Origin of the sequence: Oryzisolibacter propanilivorax (assembly GCF_900103645.1) — a bacterium.
Classification (GTDB): domain Bacteria; phylum Pseudomonadota; class Gammaproteobacteria; order Burkholderiales; family Burkholderiaceae_C; genus Melaminivora; species Melaminivora propanilivorax.
This window is the reverse complement of the sequence record NZ_FNHP01000003.1, coordinates 307,339-320,451: the sequence shown is the minus strand read 5'-3', so window position 1 is coordinate 320,451 and position 13,113 is coordinate 307,339. Positions and strand designations below refer to the sequence as shown.

At 68.9% G+C, this 13,113-nt stretch carries 15 protein-coding genes; 5 read left to right on the top strand and 10 right to left on the bottom strand.

Features of this window, described 5'->3' with window-relative positions:
• Window positions 1–29: 29 nt before the first annotated feature.
• The 3 genes from BLQ61_RS07015 to BLQ61_RS07005 all read right to left on the bottom strand — a co-directional run bounded on the left by BLQ61_RS07015 (window position 30) and on the right by BLQ61_RS07005 (window position 2,174).
• Window positions 30–416, bottom strand: a complete 387-nt coding sequence (locus BLQ61_RS07015) for a hypothetical protein (protein WP_091568282.1) — start codon at window positions 414–416, stop codon at window positions 30–32.
• 61 nt (window positions 417–477) lie between these two features.
• A complete protein-coding gene (locus BLQ61_RS07010; protein WP_091568279.1) occupies window positions 478–642 on the bottom strand; it encodes a DUF1328 domain-containing protein in 165 nt (54 codons plus the stop codon).
• Between the two features lie 167 nt (window positions 643–809).
• Entirely contained in the window at window positions 810–2,174 is a 1,365-nt protein-coding gene (locus BLQ61_RS07005; protein ID WP_091568277.1) for a CHASE3 domain-containing protein, read from the bottom strand.
• Window positions 2,175–2,315: 141 nt separating this feature from the next.
• Here BLQ61_RS07005 and BLQ61_RS07000 point away from each other — a divergent pair, with 141 nt between their 5' ends.
• Entirely contained in the window at window positions 2,316–2,948 is a 633-nt protein-coding gene (locus BLQ61_RS07000) for a response regulator (RefSeq protein ID WP_091568274.1), read from the top strand.
• 106 nt (window positions 2,949–3,054) lie between these two features.
• Here BLQ61_RS07000 and BLQ61_RS06995 read toward each other — a convergent pair whose 3' ends face one another.
• The 4 genes from BLQ61_RS06995 to gpmA all read right to left on the bottom strand — a co-directional run bounded on the left by BLQ61_RS06995 (window position 3,055) and on the right by gpmA (window position 6,713).
• On the bottom strand, window positions 3,055–3,465 hold the full coding sequence (locus BLQ61_RS06995) for a response regulator (RefSeq protein WP_091568636.1): 411 nt from the start codon (window positions 3,463–3,465) through the stop codon (window positions 3,055–3,057).
• Between the two features lie 107 nt (window positions 3,466–3,572).
• Window positions 3,573–4,337, bottom strand: coding sequence for a HesA/MoeB/ThiF family protein (locus BLQ61_RS06990; RefSeq protein WP_091568272.1), 765 nt, complete (start codon window positions 4,335–4,337; stop codon window positions 3,573–3,575).
• Window positions 4,338–4,428: 91 nt separating this feature from the next.
• A complete protein-coding gene (locus BLQ61_RS06985; protein ID WP_091568269.1) occupies window positions 4,429–5,865 on the bottom strand; it encodes a S41 family peptidase in 1,437 nt (478 codons plus the stop codon).
• Window positions 5,866–5,969: 104 nt separating this feature from the next.
• Window positions 5,970–6,713, bottom strand: a complete 744-nt coding sequence (gene gpmA, locus BLQ61_RS06980) for a 2,3-diphosphoglycerate-dependent phosphoglycerate mutase (protein WP_091568267.1) — start codon at window positions 6,711–6,713, stop codon at window positions 5,970–5,972.
• 155 nt (window positions 6,714–6,868) lie between these two features.
• Between gpmA and BLQ61_RS06975 the strand changes: the two genes are divergently transcribed.
• The 4 genes from BLQ61_RS06975 to BLQ61_RS06960 all read left to right on the top strand — a co-directional run bounded on the left by BLQ61_RS06975 (window position 6,869) and on the right by BLQ61_RS06960 (window position 9,401).
• Complete coding sequence (locus BLQ61_RS06975; RefSeq protein ID WP_091568264.1) at window positions 6,869–7,276, top strand: rhodanese-like domain-containing protein; 408 nt, start codon at window positions 6,869–6,871, stop codon at window positions 7,274–7,276.
• 50 nt (window positions 7,277–7,326) lie between these two features.
• Window positions 7,327–7,584 (top strand): glutaredoxin 3, encoded by a 258-nt coding sequence (gene grxC / locus BLQ61_RS06970; protein ID WP_091568262.1) that lies wholly within the window; start codon window positions 7,327–7,329, stop codon window positions 7,582–7,584.
• Between the two features lie 274 nt (window positions 7,585–7,858).
• Window positions 7,859–8,314, top strand: a complete 456-nt coding sequence (secB, locus tag BLQ61_RS06965; RefSeq protein WP_091568259.1) for a protein-export chaperone SecB — start codon at window positions 7,859–7,861, stop codon at window positions 8,312–8,314.
• Between the two features lie 85 nt (window positions 8,315–8,399).
• A complete protein-coding gene (locus BLQ61_RS06960) occupies window positions 8,400–9,401 on the top strand; it encodes an NAD(P)H-dependent glycerol-3-phosphate dehydrogenase (protein WP_091568257.1) in 1,002 nt (333 codons plus the stop codon).
• Window positions 9,402–9,714: 313 nt separating this feature from the next.
• On the opposite strand, the gene BLQ61_RS06955 is transcribed toward BLQ61_RS06960, so the two are convergent.
• From BLQ61_RS06955 to panB, 3 genes are all read right to left on the bottom strand, one after another.
• Window positions 9,715–11,166, bottom strand: a complete 1,452-nt coding sequence (locus tag BLQ61_RS06955) for an iron-containing redox enzyme family protein (protein WP_091568254.1) — start codon at window positions 11,164–11,166, stop codon at window positions 9,715–9,717.
• A 151-nt stretch (window positions 11,167–11,317) separates the two neighbouring features.
• Entirely contained in the window at window positions 11,318–12,157 is an 840-nt protein-coding gene (panC, locus tag BLQ61_RS06950) for a pantoate--beta-alanine ligase (RefSeq protein ID WP_091568251.1), read from the bottom strand.
• Window positions 12,158–12,186: 29 nt separating this feature from the next.
• On the bottom strand, window positions 12,187–13,062 hold the full coding sequence (gene panB, locus BLQ61_RS06945) for a 3-methyl-2-oxobutanoate hydroxymethyltransferase (RefSeq protein ID WP_091568249.1): 876 nt from the start codon (window positions 13,060–13,062) through the stop codon (window positions 12,187–12,189).
• Between the last annotated feature and the right edge of the window lie 51 nt (window positions 13,063–13,113).

Here is a 13,113-nt window from a genome sequence, read left to right as displayed (position 1 = left end):
CGCGGGGCGACGTACGCCCCGGCGCTGTTTCAGCGGTCGCTGCGGCGCGTCATCATCAAGGCCGTGGCCAGCGCGGCGCCTGCGGCGGCCGCCAGCAGCATCGACTTGCCGGGCTGGTCCGACACGTAGCGGCAGGTGGCATCGGCCGCGTCGTTGAACTGGCGGCGTGCGCGTTCGCTGGTCTCGGCGCAGTAGTTAATGCTGCGGCTGGCGAATTCCTGGGCCTTGGCGGCCAGGTCGTCGATCACCGGATCGACTTCCTCCTTCACGCGCTTGACACCGCTTTCCGCCTTGTCCAGCGCCTCGTTGGCCAGGCGCCGGGTCGATTGCACGGCCTCCTGTGCGCTGTTGCTCACGCTGTCGGCCGCACTGCGGGCAGCGTCGGTGGCTTTCTGGGTGGTGTTCTGGGCGTCCATGTCGGTTCCTCTCTTGGCGTCGATGGGTGGTTGGATGGGAAAAAGACGGAGCGGGGCGGCGTCAGCCCTTGCGCAGCAGGCTGAGCACGAAGGTCACCGCGGCCATGATCACGAAGACGAAGAACAGCACCTTGGCGATGCCGACCGCGCCGGCGGCGATACCGCCGAAGCCGAACAGGGCAGCGATCAGGGCGATGACCAGAAAGACAACTGCGTAATGCAACATGGAAACCTCCTTGTATCTGGGAATTCGCCCCGGTGACATGCACCGCAGCGAGTGAATTCACTGTACGAGGGAGGCCCTGTCGCGAACTGCCGGTGTCCGGCGCGCAGGGGTGTAGGACGCTGCCGCCGCGCTGCGCACCAGGCGCGCGCAGGGCCTTGGTATGGCGTTCAGGCGGCGCTTGCGGGCTCGACGCGCGGCAATGTGGCGCTCACCAGCGTGCCCTCGCCAGGGACCGAGCGCACGTTCAGCCGGCCACCCTCGGCTTCCACCCGGTGGCGCATGCCGGTCAGGCCATGCGACGCCGAGGAGGGGCGCGCGGCGTCGAAACCCTGACCGTTGTCGCGCACCTGTACCGACACCTGGCCGGCATGGGCGTGCAGCGACACCAGCACCTGGTCGGCGCCGGCATGCTTGTGGATGTTGGTGAGTGCTTCCTGCACCAGCCGGTAGGTGGTCAGCTGGGCCGATTCGCTCAGCGATACCGGCTCCAGCTGGGTCTGCACCTGGATGCCGCTGCGGCGCGCGAACTCGCTGGTCAGGATCTCCAGCGTCGTCGTCAGGCCCAGGTTGGACAGCGAGGACGGGCGCAGGTCCTCGATGATGCGGCGCTTCAGCGCGATGCCGCTATTGAGCGAATCGTTCAGGTGCTGCAGGCGCTCGACGTTGTCCGGATTGTCCATGTCGATGCGCGACTTCAGGCGCGCCACATCCAGCTTGGCGGCGGTGAGCAGTGCGCCCAGTTCGTCGTGCAGCTCGCGCGCGAGGTGGGCACGCTCGTCCTCGCGCACCTGCTGCAGGTGGTGCGCCAGCTCCGACAGGGTTGCCGTGCGCTCGCGCACCAGTTGCTCCAGTCGGTCGCGCTCGCGCTCCAGCACCTGCTGCTCGCGCAGGTGCGCGGCCTGCAGGGCGCGCGCGTTGCGCAGGTACAGGAACAGCACCAGCAGGCCCAGTGCGGCGGCGATGGCGATGCCGGCGCGCGACAGGTTCAGCGAGCGGTGGATGCGCTCGGCGCTGTGCTGGGCGTGCTCGGCGTTGCGCTCGAGCAGCTGGGTGGCCACGGCGCGGATGGCGTTCATGTCCTGCTCGCCGACATCGGTGGACAGCACGAAGCGCCAGACATCGTCCTTGTCCTCGCGGCGCAGGCGGATGGTGAGCTGCATCTCGCTGAGCTTGCGCGCCACCAGCTGCGACAGCTGGCCGAATGCGTCCGGCTCGTCGGATTGCCTGGCGTAGGCATCGCGCAAGGTCTGCAGGTGGGTGTTGATGGACGCCACGGCCGACTCATAGGGGCGCAGGTAGCGCTCGTCGCCGGTCAGCAGGTAGCCGCGCTGGCCGGTCTCGGCATTCAGCATGGACTGCAGCAACTGGTCCAGCGCCGCGCGCGTGGCATGCGTGCGCGCCAGCGCCTCGACGGCCCGCTGCGAGCGCGTGAAGCCCGCCTCGTTGATGCCGAGCAGCACGCCCATCACCGCCAGCGCCAGCAGCGCCAGCAGCACGCGCGGGGCCAGCTTGCGCAAACGCGTTGCGTTCATGTCAGACCATCTCCAGATTCCTGTGCGGCGGGGCCCGGAAAGTGCATATCATTCACTGGCAGCGCCATGCAGTGGTGAGCGCATCCGAAACCATATGCCACGCGGCCCGATCGGCCGGCGCGGCTGATGAAAGAAGGCTCAATGATCAATATCGGCATTGTGGACGACCACGCCATCGTGCGGTCGGGATTGAAGCAGTTTCTCTCCGAACACGTAGACCTGCGCGTGGTGGGCGAAGCTTCCAATGGCCGCGAGGCCATCGACTTGGTGCGCACGCACGAGATCGACGTACTGGTGATGGACCTGTCCATGCCTGGCCAGAGCGGCCTGGACGCCCTGGCCATGTTGCGCGCCAAGGCGCCGGACATGGGCATCCTGATCCTCTCCGGTTACCCTGAGGAGCACTATGCCATCAGCCTGATCCGCCAGGGTGCCAGCGGCTACCTGAACAAGGAGTGCGAACCCAAGGAGATCGTCGAGGCCATCCGCACCATCTCGCTGGGCCGGCGCTACCTGACGCCGGCCGTGGCCGACCTGCTGGCCCAGCAGCTCAACCGCAAGGACGACGCACCGCCGCACGAGCAGCTGTCGGAGCGCGAGTTCCAGGTGTTTCTGAAACTGGCCAAGGGCGAGACGGCCGGCGAGATCGCCAAGTCGCTGTCGCTCAGCGTCAAGACGGTGAGCACCTACCGCACGCGCCTGATGGAAAAGATGGGGCTGTCGTCCAACAGCGACCTGACCTACTACGCCCTGAAGAACAAGTTGATCGATTGATCGGTCGTATGCTGGGTAGGGCGGCGTGCCGCTCCTGTCCGCAGCAAAAAGAAAGGCCAGCGCTTGCGCTGGCCTTTCTTTTTGCTGGTCGGATTGGCGGGGCGCCTCAGTTGGCCAGCGAGCCGGCCCGCGCGGCGCCGACCCGGGTGTGGCTGTGCGCGATGCAGTAGTCGACCAGGGCCTCGATTTCGTTGGATTTGTCGAACACGGCATCCACGCCGAGCTGGGCGCAGCGCATGCGCACGTCCGGGGTGGCGTAGTTGCTCAGCACTACCATCTTCTGGTTCGCCAAGCGGTTGCGGCATGCCGCCAGCACACCCAGGCCGCTGCCCTGACGCAGGAACAGGTCCACGATGGCCAGATCCCATTGCGATGCGTGCTCGGACAGCCAGGCCTTGCCGTCGTCCTCGGTTTCGGCGGTGCCCACGGCCTCGATCTGGGCCAGTTCCTGCAGGGCACCGATCAGGTTCTCGCGGATGGTGGCGTTGTCTTCGACGATATAGGTGCGCAGTTTCACAAGCATTCCCCTTGCCCGGTCGTGGTGTCGACAGGACTGGTCCGAATGTTGTTCTGGACCTGGGCGGATTCTGCCAGCGGCCCGAGGCCGCTTTCGTAGGAGAGGGGCTACCACGCCGCCGTGTGGCGCGTGTGACACACGGGGCACTCGGGGTCGCGCGCGGCGCGCATCTGGGTCCACTGCATGTCGCGGCCGTCCAGCATCAGCAGCCGCCCGGCCAGGGATGAGCCGATGCCGGCGATCAGCTTCAGCGCCTCGGCCGCCTGCATGGTGCCGATGATGCCGACCATGGGGGCGAACACGCCCATGGTCGAGCACTGCACCTCCTCGAACTGCGCGTCTGGCGGGAACAGGCAGGCATAGCACGGCGTGTCGGCGCCGCGCGGGTCGAACACTGAGATCTGCCCGTCGAAGCGGATGGCCGCCCCGGCGACCAGCGGCGTTCCGGTCTGCACGCAGGCGGCGTTGATGGCCTGGCGCGTGCGGTAGTTGTCGGTGCAGTCCAGCACCACGTCGGCCTGCACCGCCAGGCTGGCCAGCGCCTGTGCGTCCAGGCGCTGGCGCAGCGCGCGCACTTGCACGCCCGGGTTGATGGCGCGCACAGCCAGGGCGGCGGACTCCACCTTGGGTTGGCCGACGCGCTCGGTGGTATGGGCGATCTGGCGCTGCAGGTTGGTCAGGTCGACCGCGTCGTCATCCGCCAGGGTCAGCGTGCCAACACCGGCCGATCCCAGGAACAGCGCCGCCGGTGAGCCCAGCCCGCCGGCGCCGACGATCAGCACATGCGCCGCCAGGATGCGCTCCTGCCCCTCGATGCCGATCTCGTCGAGCAGGATGTGGCGCGAGTAGCGTAGGAGCTGGTCATCGGTCATGGCGTCGGGGCAATGCAGGGGTTGCGGGGCATGAAAAAGGCCGGGCAGCGCGGCCCGGCCTGGGTGGGAGGCTGGCGCCTGGGCGCTGCGCTCAATTTTCCTTGGGCTCTTCCTTGCGCTCGGTGAGCGTCTTGCTGGCCAGCACGGTCTTGCCCTTGAGCTGGTTCAGCGCCTGGGACAGCTGGAAGTCCTTGTCAGTGCCAAACTCGGGCAGGCGGCGCTCGGCGATGGGCTTCTTGGCCTCTTCCTCCAGGCGCTTGCGGGCTTCCTCACGCGCCTTCTCGCGCGCCGGGTCCTTTTCCTCGTCGCCCTGGCCGCTGGTCAGGTGCTTTTCCAGATCGGCCTCGCGCATGCGCAGCGACGCGAACAGGTCACCTTCAGCAGTCTCGTCCAGCATCACGTCGGGCACGATGCCCTTGGCCTGGATGGACTTGCCGCTGGGCGTGTAGTAGCGCGCCGTGGTCAGCTTGATGCCGGTGTCGGGCCCCAGCGGGCGCACCGTCTGCACCGAGCCCTTGCCAAAAGTCTGGCTGCCCATGATGGTGGCGCGCTGGTGGTCCTGCAGCGCGCCGGCGACGATCTCGCTGGCAGACGCCGAGCCCTCGTTGACCAACACCACCAGCGGCACGCGCTTGATGGCCGCCGGCAGGCGCTTGAGCGGATCGCCCTGGCCGCGGCGCAGATAGTCCTGCGGAATCGACTTGAAGGTCGCCTTGCTCTCGGGCAGCTGGCCGTTGGTGGAAACCACCGTAACATCCTCTGGCAGGAAGGCCGCGGAGATGGCCACGGCCGCATCCAGCAGCCCGCCCGGATCGTTGCGCAGATCCAGCACCATGCCATTGAGGTTCGGATCCTGCTTGTAGACCTCCTCGACCTTGCGCACGAAATCGTCCACCGTGCGCTCCTGGAACTGCGACAGGCGGATCCAGGCATAGCCGGGTTCGACCACCTTGCCCTTGACGGACTGGGTCTTGATCTCCTCGCGCGTGATGGTCACCGGAAAGGTGCGGCTCTCGTCCTTGCGGAAGATGGTCAGCGTCACCTTGGTGTTGGGCTCGCCGCGCATGCGCTTGACGGCATCGTTCAGCGACAGGCCCTTGACGGCGGTGTCGTCGATCTTGGTGATCAGGTCGTTGGTCTTGAGGCCGGCGCGGAACGCGGGCGAGCCCTCGATGGGCGAGACGACCTTGATCAGGCCGTCTTCCTGCGTGATCTCGATGCCCACGCCGACGAAGCGCCCGGACGTGCCTTCGCGGAATTCCTTGAAGGACTTCTTGTCGAAATACTGCGAGTGCGGATCAAGGCTGGAGACCATGCCCGAGATGGCATCGGTGATCAGCTTCTTGTCATCGACCGGCTCGACGTAGTCGGTCTTGATCAGACCGAACACGGCCGACAGCTGCTGGATTTCCTCCAGCGGCAGCGGCGTCATGGCGCCGCGCGCCACGGTCTGCAGGGAGACGGTGGTCAGCATCCCGGCCAGGGCGCCGACCGAAATCCATCCCGCGATCTTGAGTTTCTGGCCCATTGAACACCTTTGGAAAGCGTGTTTATAACGCTTGGAGCATGCCCCCTGGGGCTGGTTCCCCATGCGGGCCGTTTCTTCAGGCGCCGCACGGGCCGTCCGAAACTTCAGCCCCGGCCCTGCGACACCATGGCCTCGGCGGCACGCGCCGCCACCTCGGCGTCGCCCAGATAGTAGTGGCGCAGGGGCTTGAGGTGCTCATCCAGTTCGTACACCAGCGGAGTCCCGTTGGGGATGTTCAGCCCGACGATGTCCTGGTCGGAGATGCTGTCCAGGTGCTTGACCAGCGCCCGCATGGAGTTGCCGTGCGCCACCACCAGCAGGCGCCGGCCGCTGCGCAGCGCCGGGGCGAGGGATTCGTTCCAGTACGGCAGCACACGCTCGACGGTGTCCTTCAGGCATTCGGTCAGCGGCACCTGGCCCGGGTTCAGGTGGCGGTAGCGGATGTCGCCCTGCGCACCGCGCGGGTCGCCCGCCTCCAGTGCCGGGGGTGGCGTGCCATAGCTGCGGCGCCAGATCAGTACCTGCTCGTCGCCGTACTGGCGCGCGGTCTCGGCCTTGTTCAGGCCTTGCAGCGCGCCGTAGTGACGCTCGTTCAGGCGCCAGCTGTGGTGCACCGGCAGCCAGGTGCGGTTCATGGCGTCCAGGCAGTGCCACAGGGTGTGCGTGGCGCGCTTGAGCACGCTGGTGTGGCATTCGTCGAACTCGTAGCCCTCGGCCGCCAGCAGCCGTCCGGCCGTCAGGGCCTGCTGCACGCCCTTCGGGGTCAGGTCCACATCGGTCCAGCCGGTGAAGCGGTTTTCCAGGTTCCAGGTGGATTCGCCGTGGCGGATCAGGACGAGTTTGTGCATGGGGCTCCCAGTTTCGAGGCTGGCTGTGGCAGGCCAAAAAACCTCGTATTTTAGGCAACCGGCATGACCCCTATGCCGTGGGCGCATGGCGGCGGTGCCGGGCAGGTGCGCGGCATTCATAGAATCCGGGATTCTTTCAAGCCCAGGGAACCCCCGTGACGTTCATTCTCGACAACTGGTATCTGATCTTTCTGGCCCTGGCCTCGGGCGCCATGCTGCTGGTGCCCACGCTGCGCGGCGGCATGGCCGGCGGCGTGACCGCTGCGCAGGCGGTGCAGCTCATCAACCGCGAAAAGGCGGTGGTCATCGACGTGTGCGAGCCAGCGGAGTTCGCGGCCGGCCACGCCGGCGGGGCGAAGAACGTGCCGCTGGCGCAGCTGCAGGAGCGCCTGCCGCAGGTGGTGAAGAACAAGGCCGTGCCGGTCATCCTGGTGTGCGCCAAGGGCGCGCGCGCCAGCCGCGCCGCTGCCGTTGCCAAGGGCCTGGGCTACGAGCGCGTCCAGCCCCTGGCTGGCGGCCTGGCGGCGTGGCGCGAAGCCGGCATGCCGGTTGAAAAAGGCTGAAGCCGCCTGCACCTGCCGGTTTCCACAGCCACACGACAAGGAATCACGCCATGCAAGCCGTCAAGATGTACACCACCGCCGTCTGCCCCTACTGCATCCGCGCCAAGCAACTGCTGAAGTCCAAGGGCGTCGAGCAGATCGAGGAGATCCGCATCGATTCCGACACTGCCGCGCGCCAGCACATGATGGAGATCACCGGCCGGCGCACCGTGCCGCAGATCTTCATCGGCGACACGCACGTCGGCGGCCACGACGACCTGGTGGCGCTGGACGGCCGCGGCGGCCTGATGCCCCTGCTGCAAGGCTGAGAACGTGTGAAAGAACCCGCTATGCCCGCTCATCCCGCCAAAACACACCCGCTCGTCGTTGCAAATGCTCGCCATAGCCCGCGCTATGGCTGCGCTTTGTGCCTGGATCGGCTGCGTTTTCGCGGCCTGCTCGGCCACGCCGGATTCATTCACGCGTTCTGAGCGCGCCGCACCAGCCCCGCACATGCACCATTGCATAATGGTGCTCCTGCGCCCGCTGCGGAAGGCTTTACGTCCCGGCGGGCTTTGTTTTGACTGAAAGACCGGTAAGACCATGGCCACCGAAGCAACCCCCGTGTTCCAGATCCAGCGCGTGTACCTGAAGGACCTGTCGCTGGAGCAGCCCAATTCGCCCACCATCCTGATGGAGCAGGAGCAGCCGAGCGTGGACATTCAGCTGGGCGTGGAGGCCACGCCGGTGGTCGAGGGCATCTTCGAGGTCGCCGTCACCGCTACCGTGCAGACCAAGATCCAGGACAAGACGGTGTTCCTGGTCGAGGCCAAGCAGGCTGGCATCTTCGAGATCCGCAACGTGCCCGAGGAGCAGATGGGCATGGTGGTCGGCGTGGCCTGCCCGCAGATCGTCTACCCCTACCTGCGCGGCAACATCGCCGACGTGATCACCCGCGCCGGCTTCCCGCCGGTACACCTGGCCGAGATCAACTTCCAGGCGATGTACGAGCAGCAGCAGGCCGCTGCCGCCGAGGCCGCCAACAGCACGGCGCAGTAAGCGCACTTGCCGGCCGGCCCTCTTCCTGCCGGCCGGTTTTGAGTCTTTTTGCCTGCCAGCCCTTGTAATACAAGGGCTTCCAGCTATGAAAATAGTAGTCTTTGGCGCGGGTGCCTGGGGCACGGCGATCGCCATCAGCGCGGCCCTGCACCCGCATGGCCACGCCGTCACCCTGTGGGCGCGCGACGCCGCGCAGATGGCTGCCATGCAGGCGGCACGCGAGAACGCGCGCTACCTGGCGGGCGTGCCGCTGCCGGCGGCGCTGCAGCTGGCCGCGGGCGACCCGGCGGCACTGCTGCCCGGCGCCGACCTGGTCATCCTGGGAACGCCCATGGCGGCGCTTCGCGGCCTGCTGCAGCGGCTGCAGGACTGCCGCATGCCGCTGGCCTGGCTGTGCAAGGGCTTCGAGACCGTCCAGCCCGGCGCCGCCTTTGGCCTGATGGCGCACGAGGTCCATGCGCAGGTGGCGCCCGCGGTGCCGGCCGGCGCCCTGAGCGGCCCCAGCTTCGCGCTGGAAGTGGCGCGCGGCCAGCCCACCGCGCTGGTCGCCTCCAGCGCGCATCCCGCCGTGCGCCAGGCGCTGGTGGAGGCGCTGCACAGCCCGCAGCTGCGCGTGTATGCCAACGATGATGTGCGTGGCGTTGAGGTCGGCGGCGCGGTGAAGAACGTGCTGGCGATTGCCACCGGCCTGTGTGATGGCCTGCAACTGGGCCTGAACGCCCGCGCCGCGCTCATCACCCGCGGGCTGGCGGAGATGACGCGCCTGGGCGTGGCCCTGGGCGCGCGCGTCGAGACCTTCATGGGCCTGTCGGGCCTGGGCGACCTGGTGCTGACGGCCACCGGCGACCTGTCGCGCAACCGCAGGGTTGGCCTGCTGCTGGCGCAGGGGCTGGATGCGCAGCAGGCGGTGCAGTCGCTGGGCCATGTGGCCGAGGGCGTGTACTGCGCGCGCACGGTACTGGCGCGCGCGCTCCATGTGGGCGTGGAGATGCCCTTGTCCGAGACCGTGGTGGCGCTGCTGGATGGCCAGCTGCACGCCGGCGCCGCCGTGCAGCGCCTGATGGCACGCGACCCGCGCGAAGAGTAGGGGCGCCGCGCGCCCACGAGAAAGCCCGCAGACGTCGCCATCTGCGGGCCGGTAGAAATCGATGCGGCATGCGCCGCGCGCGTCACAGGACGCCGAACAGCATCAACAGCAGCACGATCGACAGCGGGACGCCTAGAAGCCACAAGATGACGGGCATGGTGAGTTCCTCCTGATGGGTGGTGGGTTGCGATGGCCTGAAGTTACGCAATGCCCTCGCCGCGGCCTGTGCGCCGATGCAACCGCGCCGCGTAGGTCTGCGCCCCTGCGACGGGGACGCCAGCGCGCACAGCCTGTGGGACGGAGCGCGGCATGGTCAGCACAGGCCTTCGGCCCGGAACAGCCGCGTGGCATGCAGTCCGGTGGGCGTCCAGTGCTCGCCCGGCGCCATGGCCGCCACCAGCGCGGCGCGGCGTGCGGCGCCCTGCAGGGGGCGCAGCCGCTCCTCGAATGCCGGGATGTCCGGGTCCAGCGGCAAGGGCTGCGCCACGGCGGTATTGCCGTCATCCACACGCGCGGCGCGCTGCATAGCCCGAAAGCTCGGCCGGCGCCGCGGCGACTGGTTGGCCGCGCCGCGCTCGTCCCAGGCCTGGCCGTCGCTGCTGCCCTCGCCGCGCAGCCAGTCGTGGATGACCTGCAGCTCATAGGCGCTGAACACGCCGAACATCTCCGCGCGCTCGCCCTGCAGCAGGCGCCAGAAGCGGCTCTGGTGCGGCGGCGCGTCGGGTACCACCCAGCCGCTGTCGACCAGCGCTTGCAAGAACTGGGGCATCTGCGCGGCGTCGGCCAGCCAGTCGTTCACGCTGCGGCCCGCGACACGGCAGTAGTTGGAATGTGCGCCATGGCCGGCCGGTGCCTTGGCCGCCAGGATGCGCAGCACCTCGGCACCAATGTCGAAGTCGCGGATGACCTGCGTGGTGCCCACGCCGGCGTCGGCCAGGCGCGCGCCGGCGCGCACACGCTGCCAGAACACCTGCGTGTCGCCATGACGCGGCAGCAGGCCCAGCACCGCGTCGCAGGCCTGGCGCGCATGGCCGCTGTGGCCGTTGTCCACCGTGACGTGCAGGGTGAAGTAGTACGGGTCCAGCCCCAGTTCGTTCAGCTCGTAGCTGGTGATCAGCAGGTGCAGCGGCAGCTGTTCGTAGGCCAGGTTGAAGCCGATGACTTCGGGCAGGAATTCCTCGGCATTCCAGCCCAGCGCCAGCTGGATCAAGCCCTGCTGGTACAGCGCATCCGGCAGGCTGCCATCATCGTCCACGGCGATGCCGTGGCGCGCCAGCAGGCGGCGGTACAGCAGCACATGGTTCTTGGATGGGGCGCCGTCGCCCAGTTCTTCCAGGTAGGTATGGACCAGCGGCGCCAGGCGCACGTTCTCGGCGTGCGCCGTCAGGCCGTACAGCCAGGCGCCATCGACCAGCTTGGTCGGCGCAACCGCGCGCAGGAAGTGCAGCGCATGGGCGCGGTTGCCGAAGTAGCGCCGCGCGCCGCCGGCACGGCGCTCGGCCAGGTAGGCCTCGTACTGCGCGGCGACCTGCTGTGCATTGCGCTCGCGCCAGGCGTGCAAGTCTTGCGGGCGTTCCGGCAGATCGCTCGGCTGCCCGGCGGTCTGCAGCAGGCAGCGGCGCAGGTGGTGCGCAGCGCGGGTACGCGTATCGGCATCGGGCTCGGGCTGCAGCAGCGCGTGGTACAGGGCACGTGGAGCGCTGCGCCGCGCCGGTTCGGCACGCTGGGCGGCGAGTTCGGGAAGGATGGCGGAGGCAACGGACATTTTTCAGGCAGGCGCCAGGGCGCCAGGGGCTGTGAATGCCGCCCATACTGGGCAACCGGGGAGGCCTGCGACACCCGCCCGCACCCCGCCTGTCGGTCGGCGCTCTCCTACTCGCTGTCGGACAAGAGGGGGGCGCGCCGTCCGCCCGGCGTCAGAACTCCAGGTTGTCGATCAGCCGCGTGCCGCCCAGGCGCGCCGCGCCCAGCGCCACCAGTGTGCCGGCCTGCAGCGAGGCGGGCGGCTGCAGGTCGGCGCGCCGGCGCACCGTGAGGTAGTCGGGCTGCCAGCCCTGCGCGCGCAGGGCGTCCAGCGCCTGAGCCTCCAGCGTGGCCAAGTCCGCGCCTGGCGCCAGCGCCGCCTGCGCCAGCGCCTGCAGCGCGGCGTGCAGCTGCACCGCCTGCGCGCGCTCGCCAGCGCCCAGGTAGCCGTTGCGCGAGCTCAGCGCCAGGCCGTCGTCCGCGCGGCAGGTGGCACCGGCAACGATGTCCACGGGCAGCGCGAACTGGCGCACCATGGCGCGCACCACCATCAGCTGCTGGTAGTCCTTGGCGCCGAACACGGCCGCGCCGGGGCTGCCGGCGAAGACGCAGTGCAGCAGCTTCAGCACCACCGTGCACACGCCGGTGAAGAAGCCGGGGCGGAAGTGCCCTTCCAGCAGGTCGGCCAGGCGCGGGTCGGGCTGCACCTTGAAGGTCTGCGGCTCGGGGTACAGGTCGGCCTCGCGCGGGGCGAACAGCACGTCGCAGCCGGCCGCCTGCAGCAGCTCGGCGTCGCGCTGCAGGGTGCGCGGATAGCTGTCGAAATCCTCGTGCGGCAGGAACTGCAGGCGGTTGACGAAGATGCTGGCGACGGTGACGTCGCCCAGGCCGGTGGCCTGGCGCACCAGCGACAGGTGGCCGGCGTGCAGGTTGCCCATGGTGGGCACGAAGGCGGGGCGCCCGCGCCCGGCTAGGGCGGCGCGCAGGTCGGCGATGGAGTGGACGGTCTGCATGGAAGGCGTTCGGGAAAAGGGCGGGGCGGTCACCAGGCGTGCAGCTGGTCGTCGGGGAAGCTGCCGTCTTTGACGGCGCGCACATAGGCCTCGATGGCGCCGCGCACACTGCCCGCGCCCTGCATGAAGTCGCGCACGAAGCGCGGCATGCGGCCCAGGTTCATGCCCAGCATGTCGTGCAGCACCAGCACCTGGCCGGCGGTGCCGCGGCCGGCGCCGATGCCGATGGTGTGGCAGTGGGCGAGCTCGGCGGTCAGCTCGGCGGCCAGCGCCGCCGGCACCATCTCCAGCACCAGCATGGCGGCGCCAGCGTCCTGCAGCTCGCGCGCCTGGCGGCGCAACTGCTGCGCGGCCACGCCCTCGCGCCCCTGCACGCGGTAGCCGCCCAGGGCATGCACGGTCTGCGGCGTCAGGCCCAGGTGGGCGCACACCGGCACGCCACGCTCGACCAGGAACTGCACGGTGGGCGCCGTCCAGCCGCCGCCCTCCAGCTTGACCATGTGCGCGCCGGCCTGCATCAGCTGGCAGGCACTGCGCAGGGCCTGCTCGCGGCTCTCGCCGTAGCTGCCATAGGGCAGGTCGGCCACCAGCCAGGCCGTGCCCTGCACCCGGTGCAGGCCGCGCGCCACGCTGGCGGTGTGATACGCCATGTCGTCCAGCGACACGCCCACAGTGCTGGGCAGGCCCTGGCAGACCATGCCCAGCGAGTCGCCCACCAGGATGCATTCCACGCCGGCCGCGTCGGCCACGGCAGCGAAGGTGGCGTCGTAGGCGGTGAGCATGGCAATCTTCTCGCCGGCGGCGCGCATCTGCGCCAGGCGCGGCAGGCTGATGGGGCGGCGCTGGGGCAGGGGCGAGGCCGGTGGCAGGGTGCCGTAGGGCGTGGCGGTGCTGGTCGTGGTCATGTCGGGACTCCCGGCGGGGAAGAGCAAAAATGGCGCCCGCAAGTTTATGTG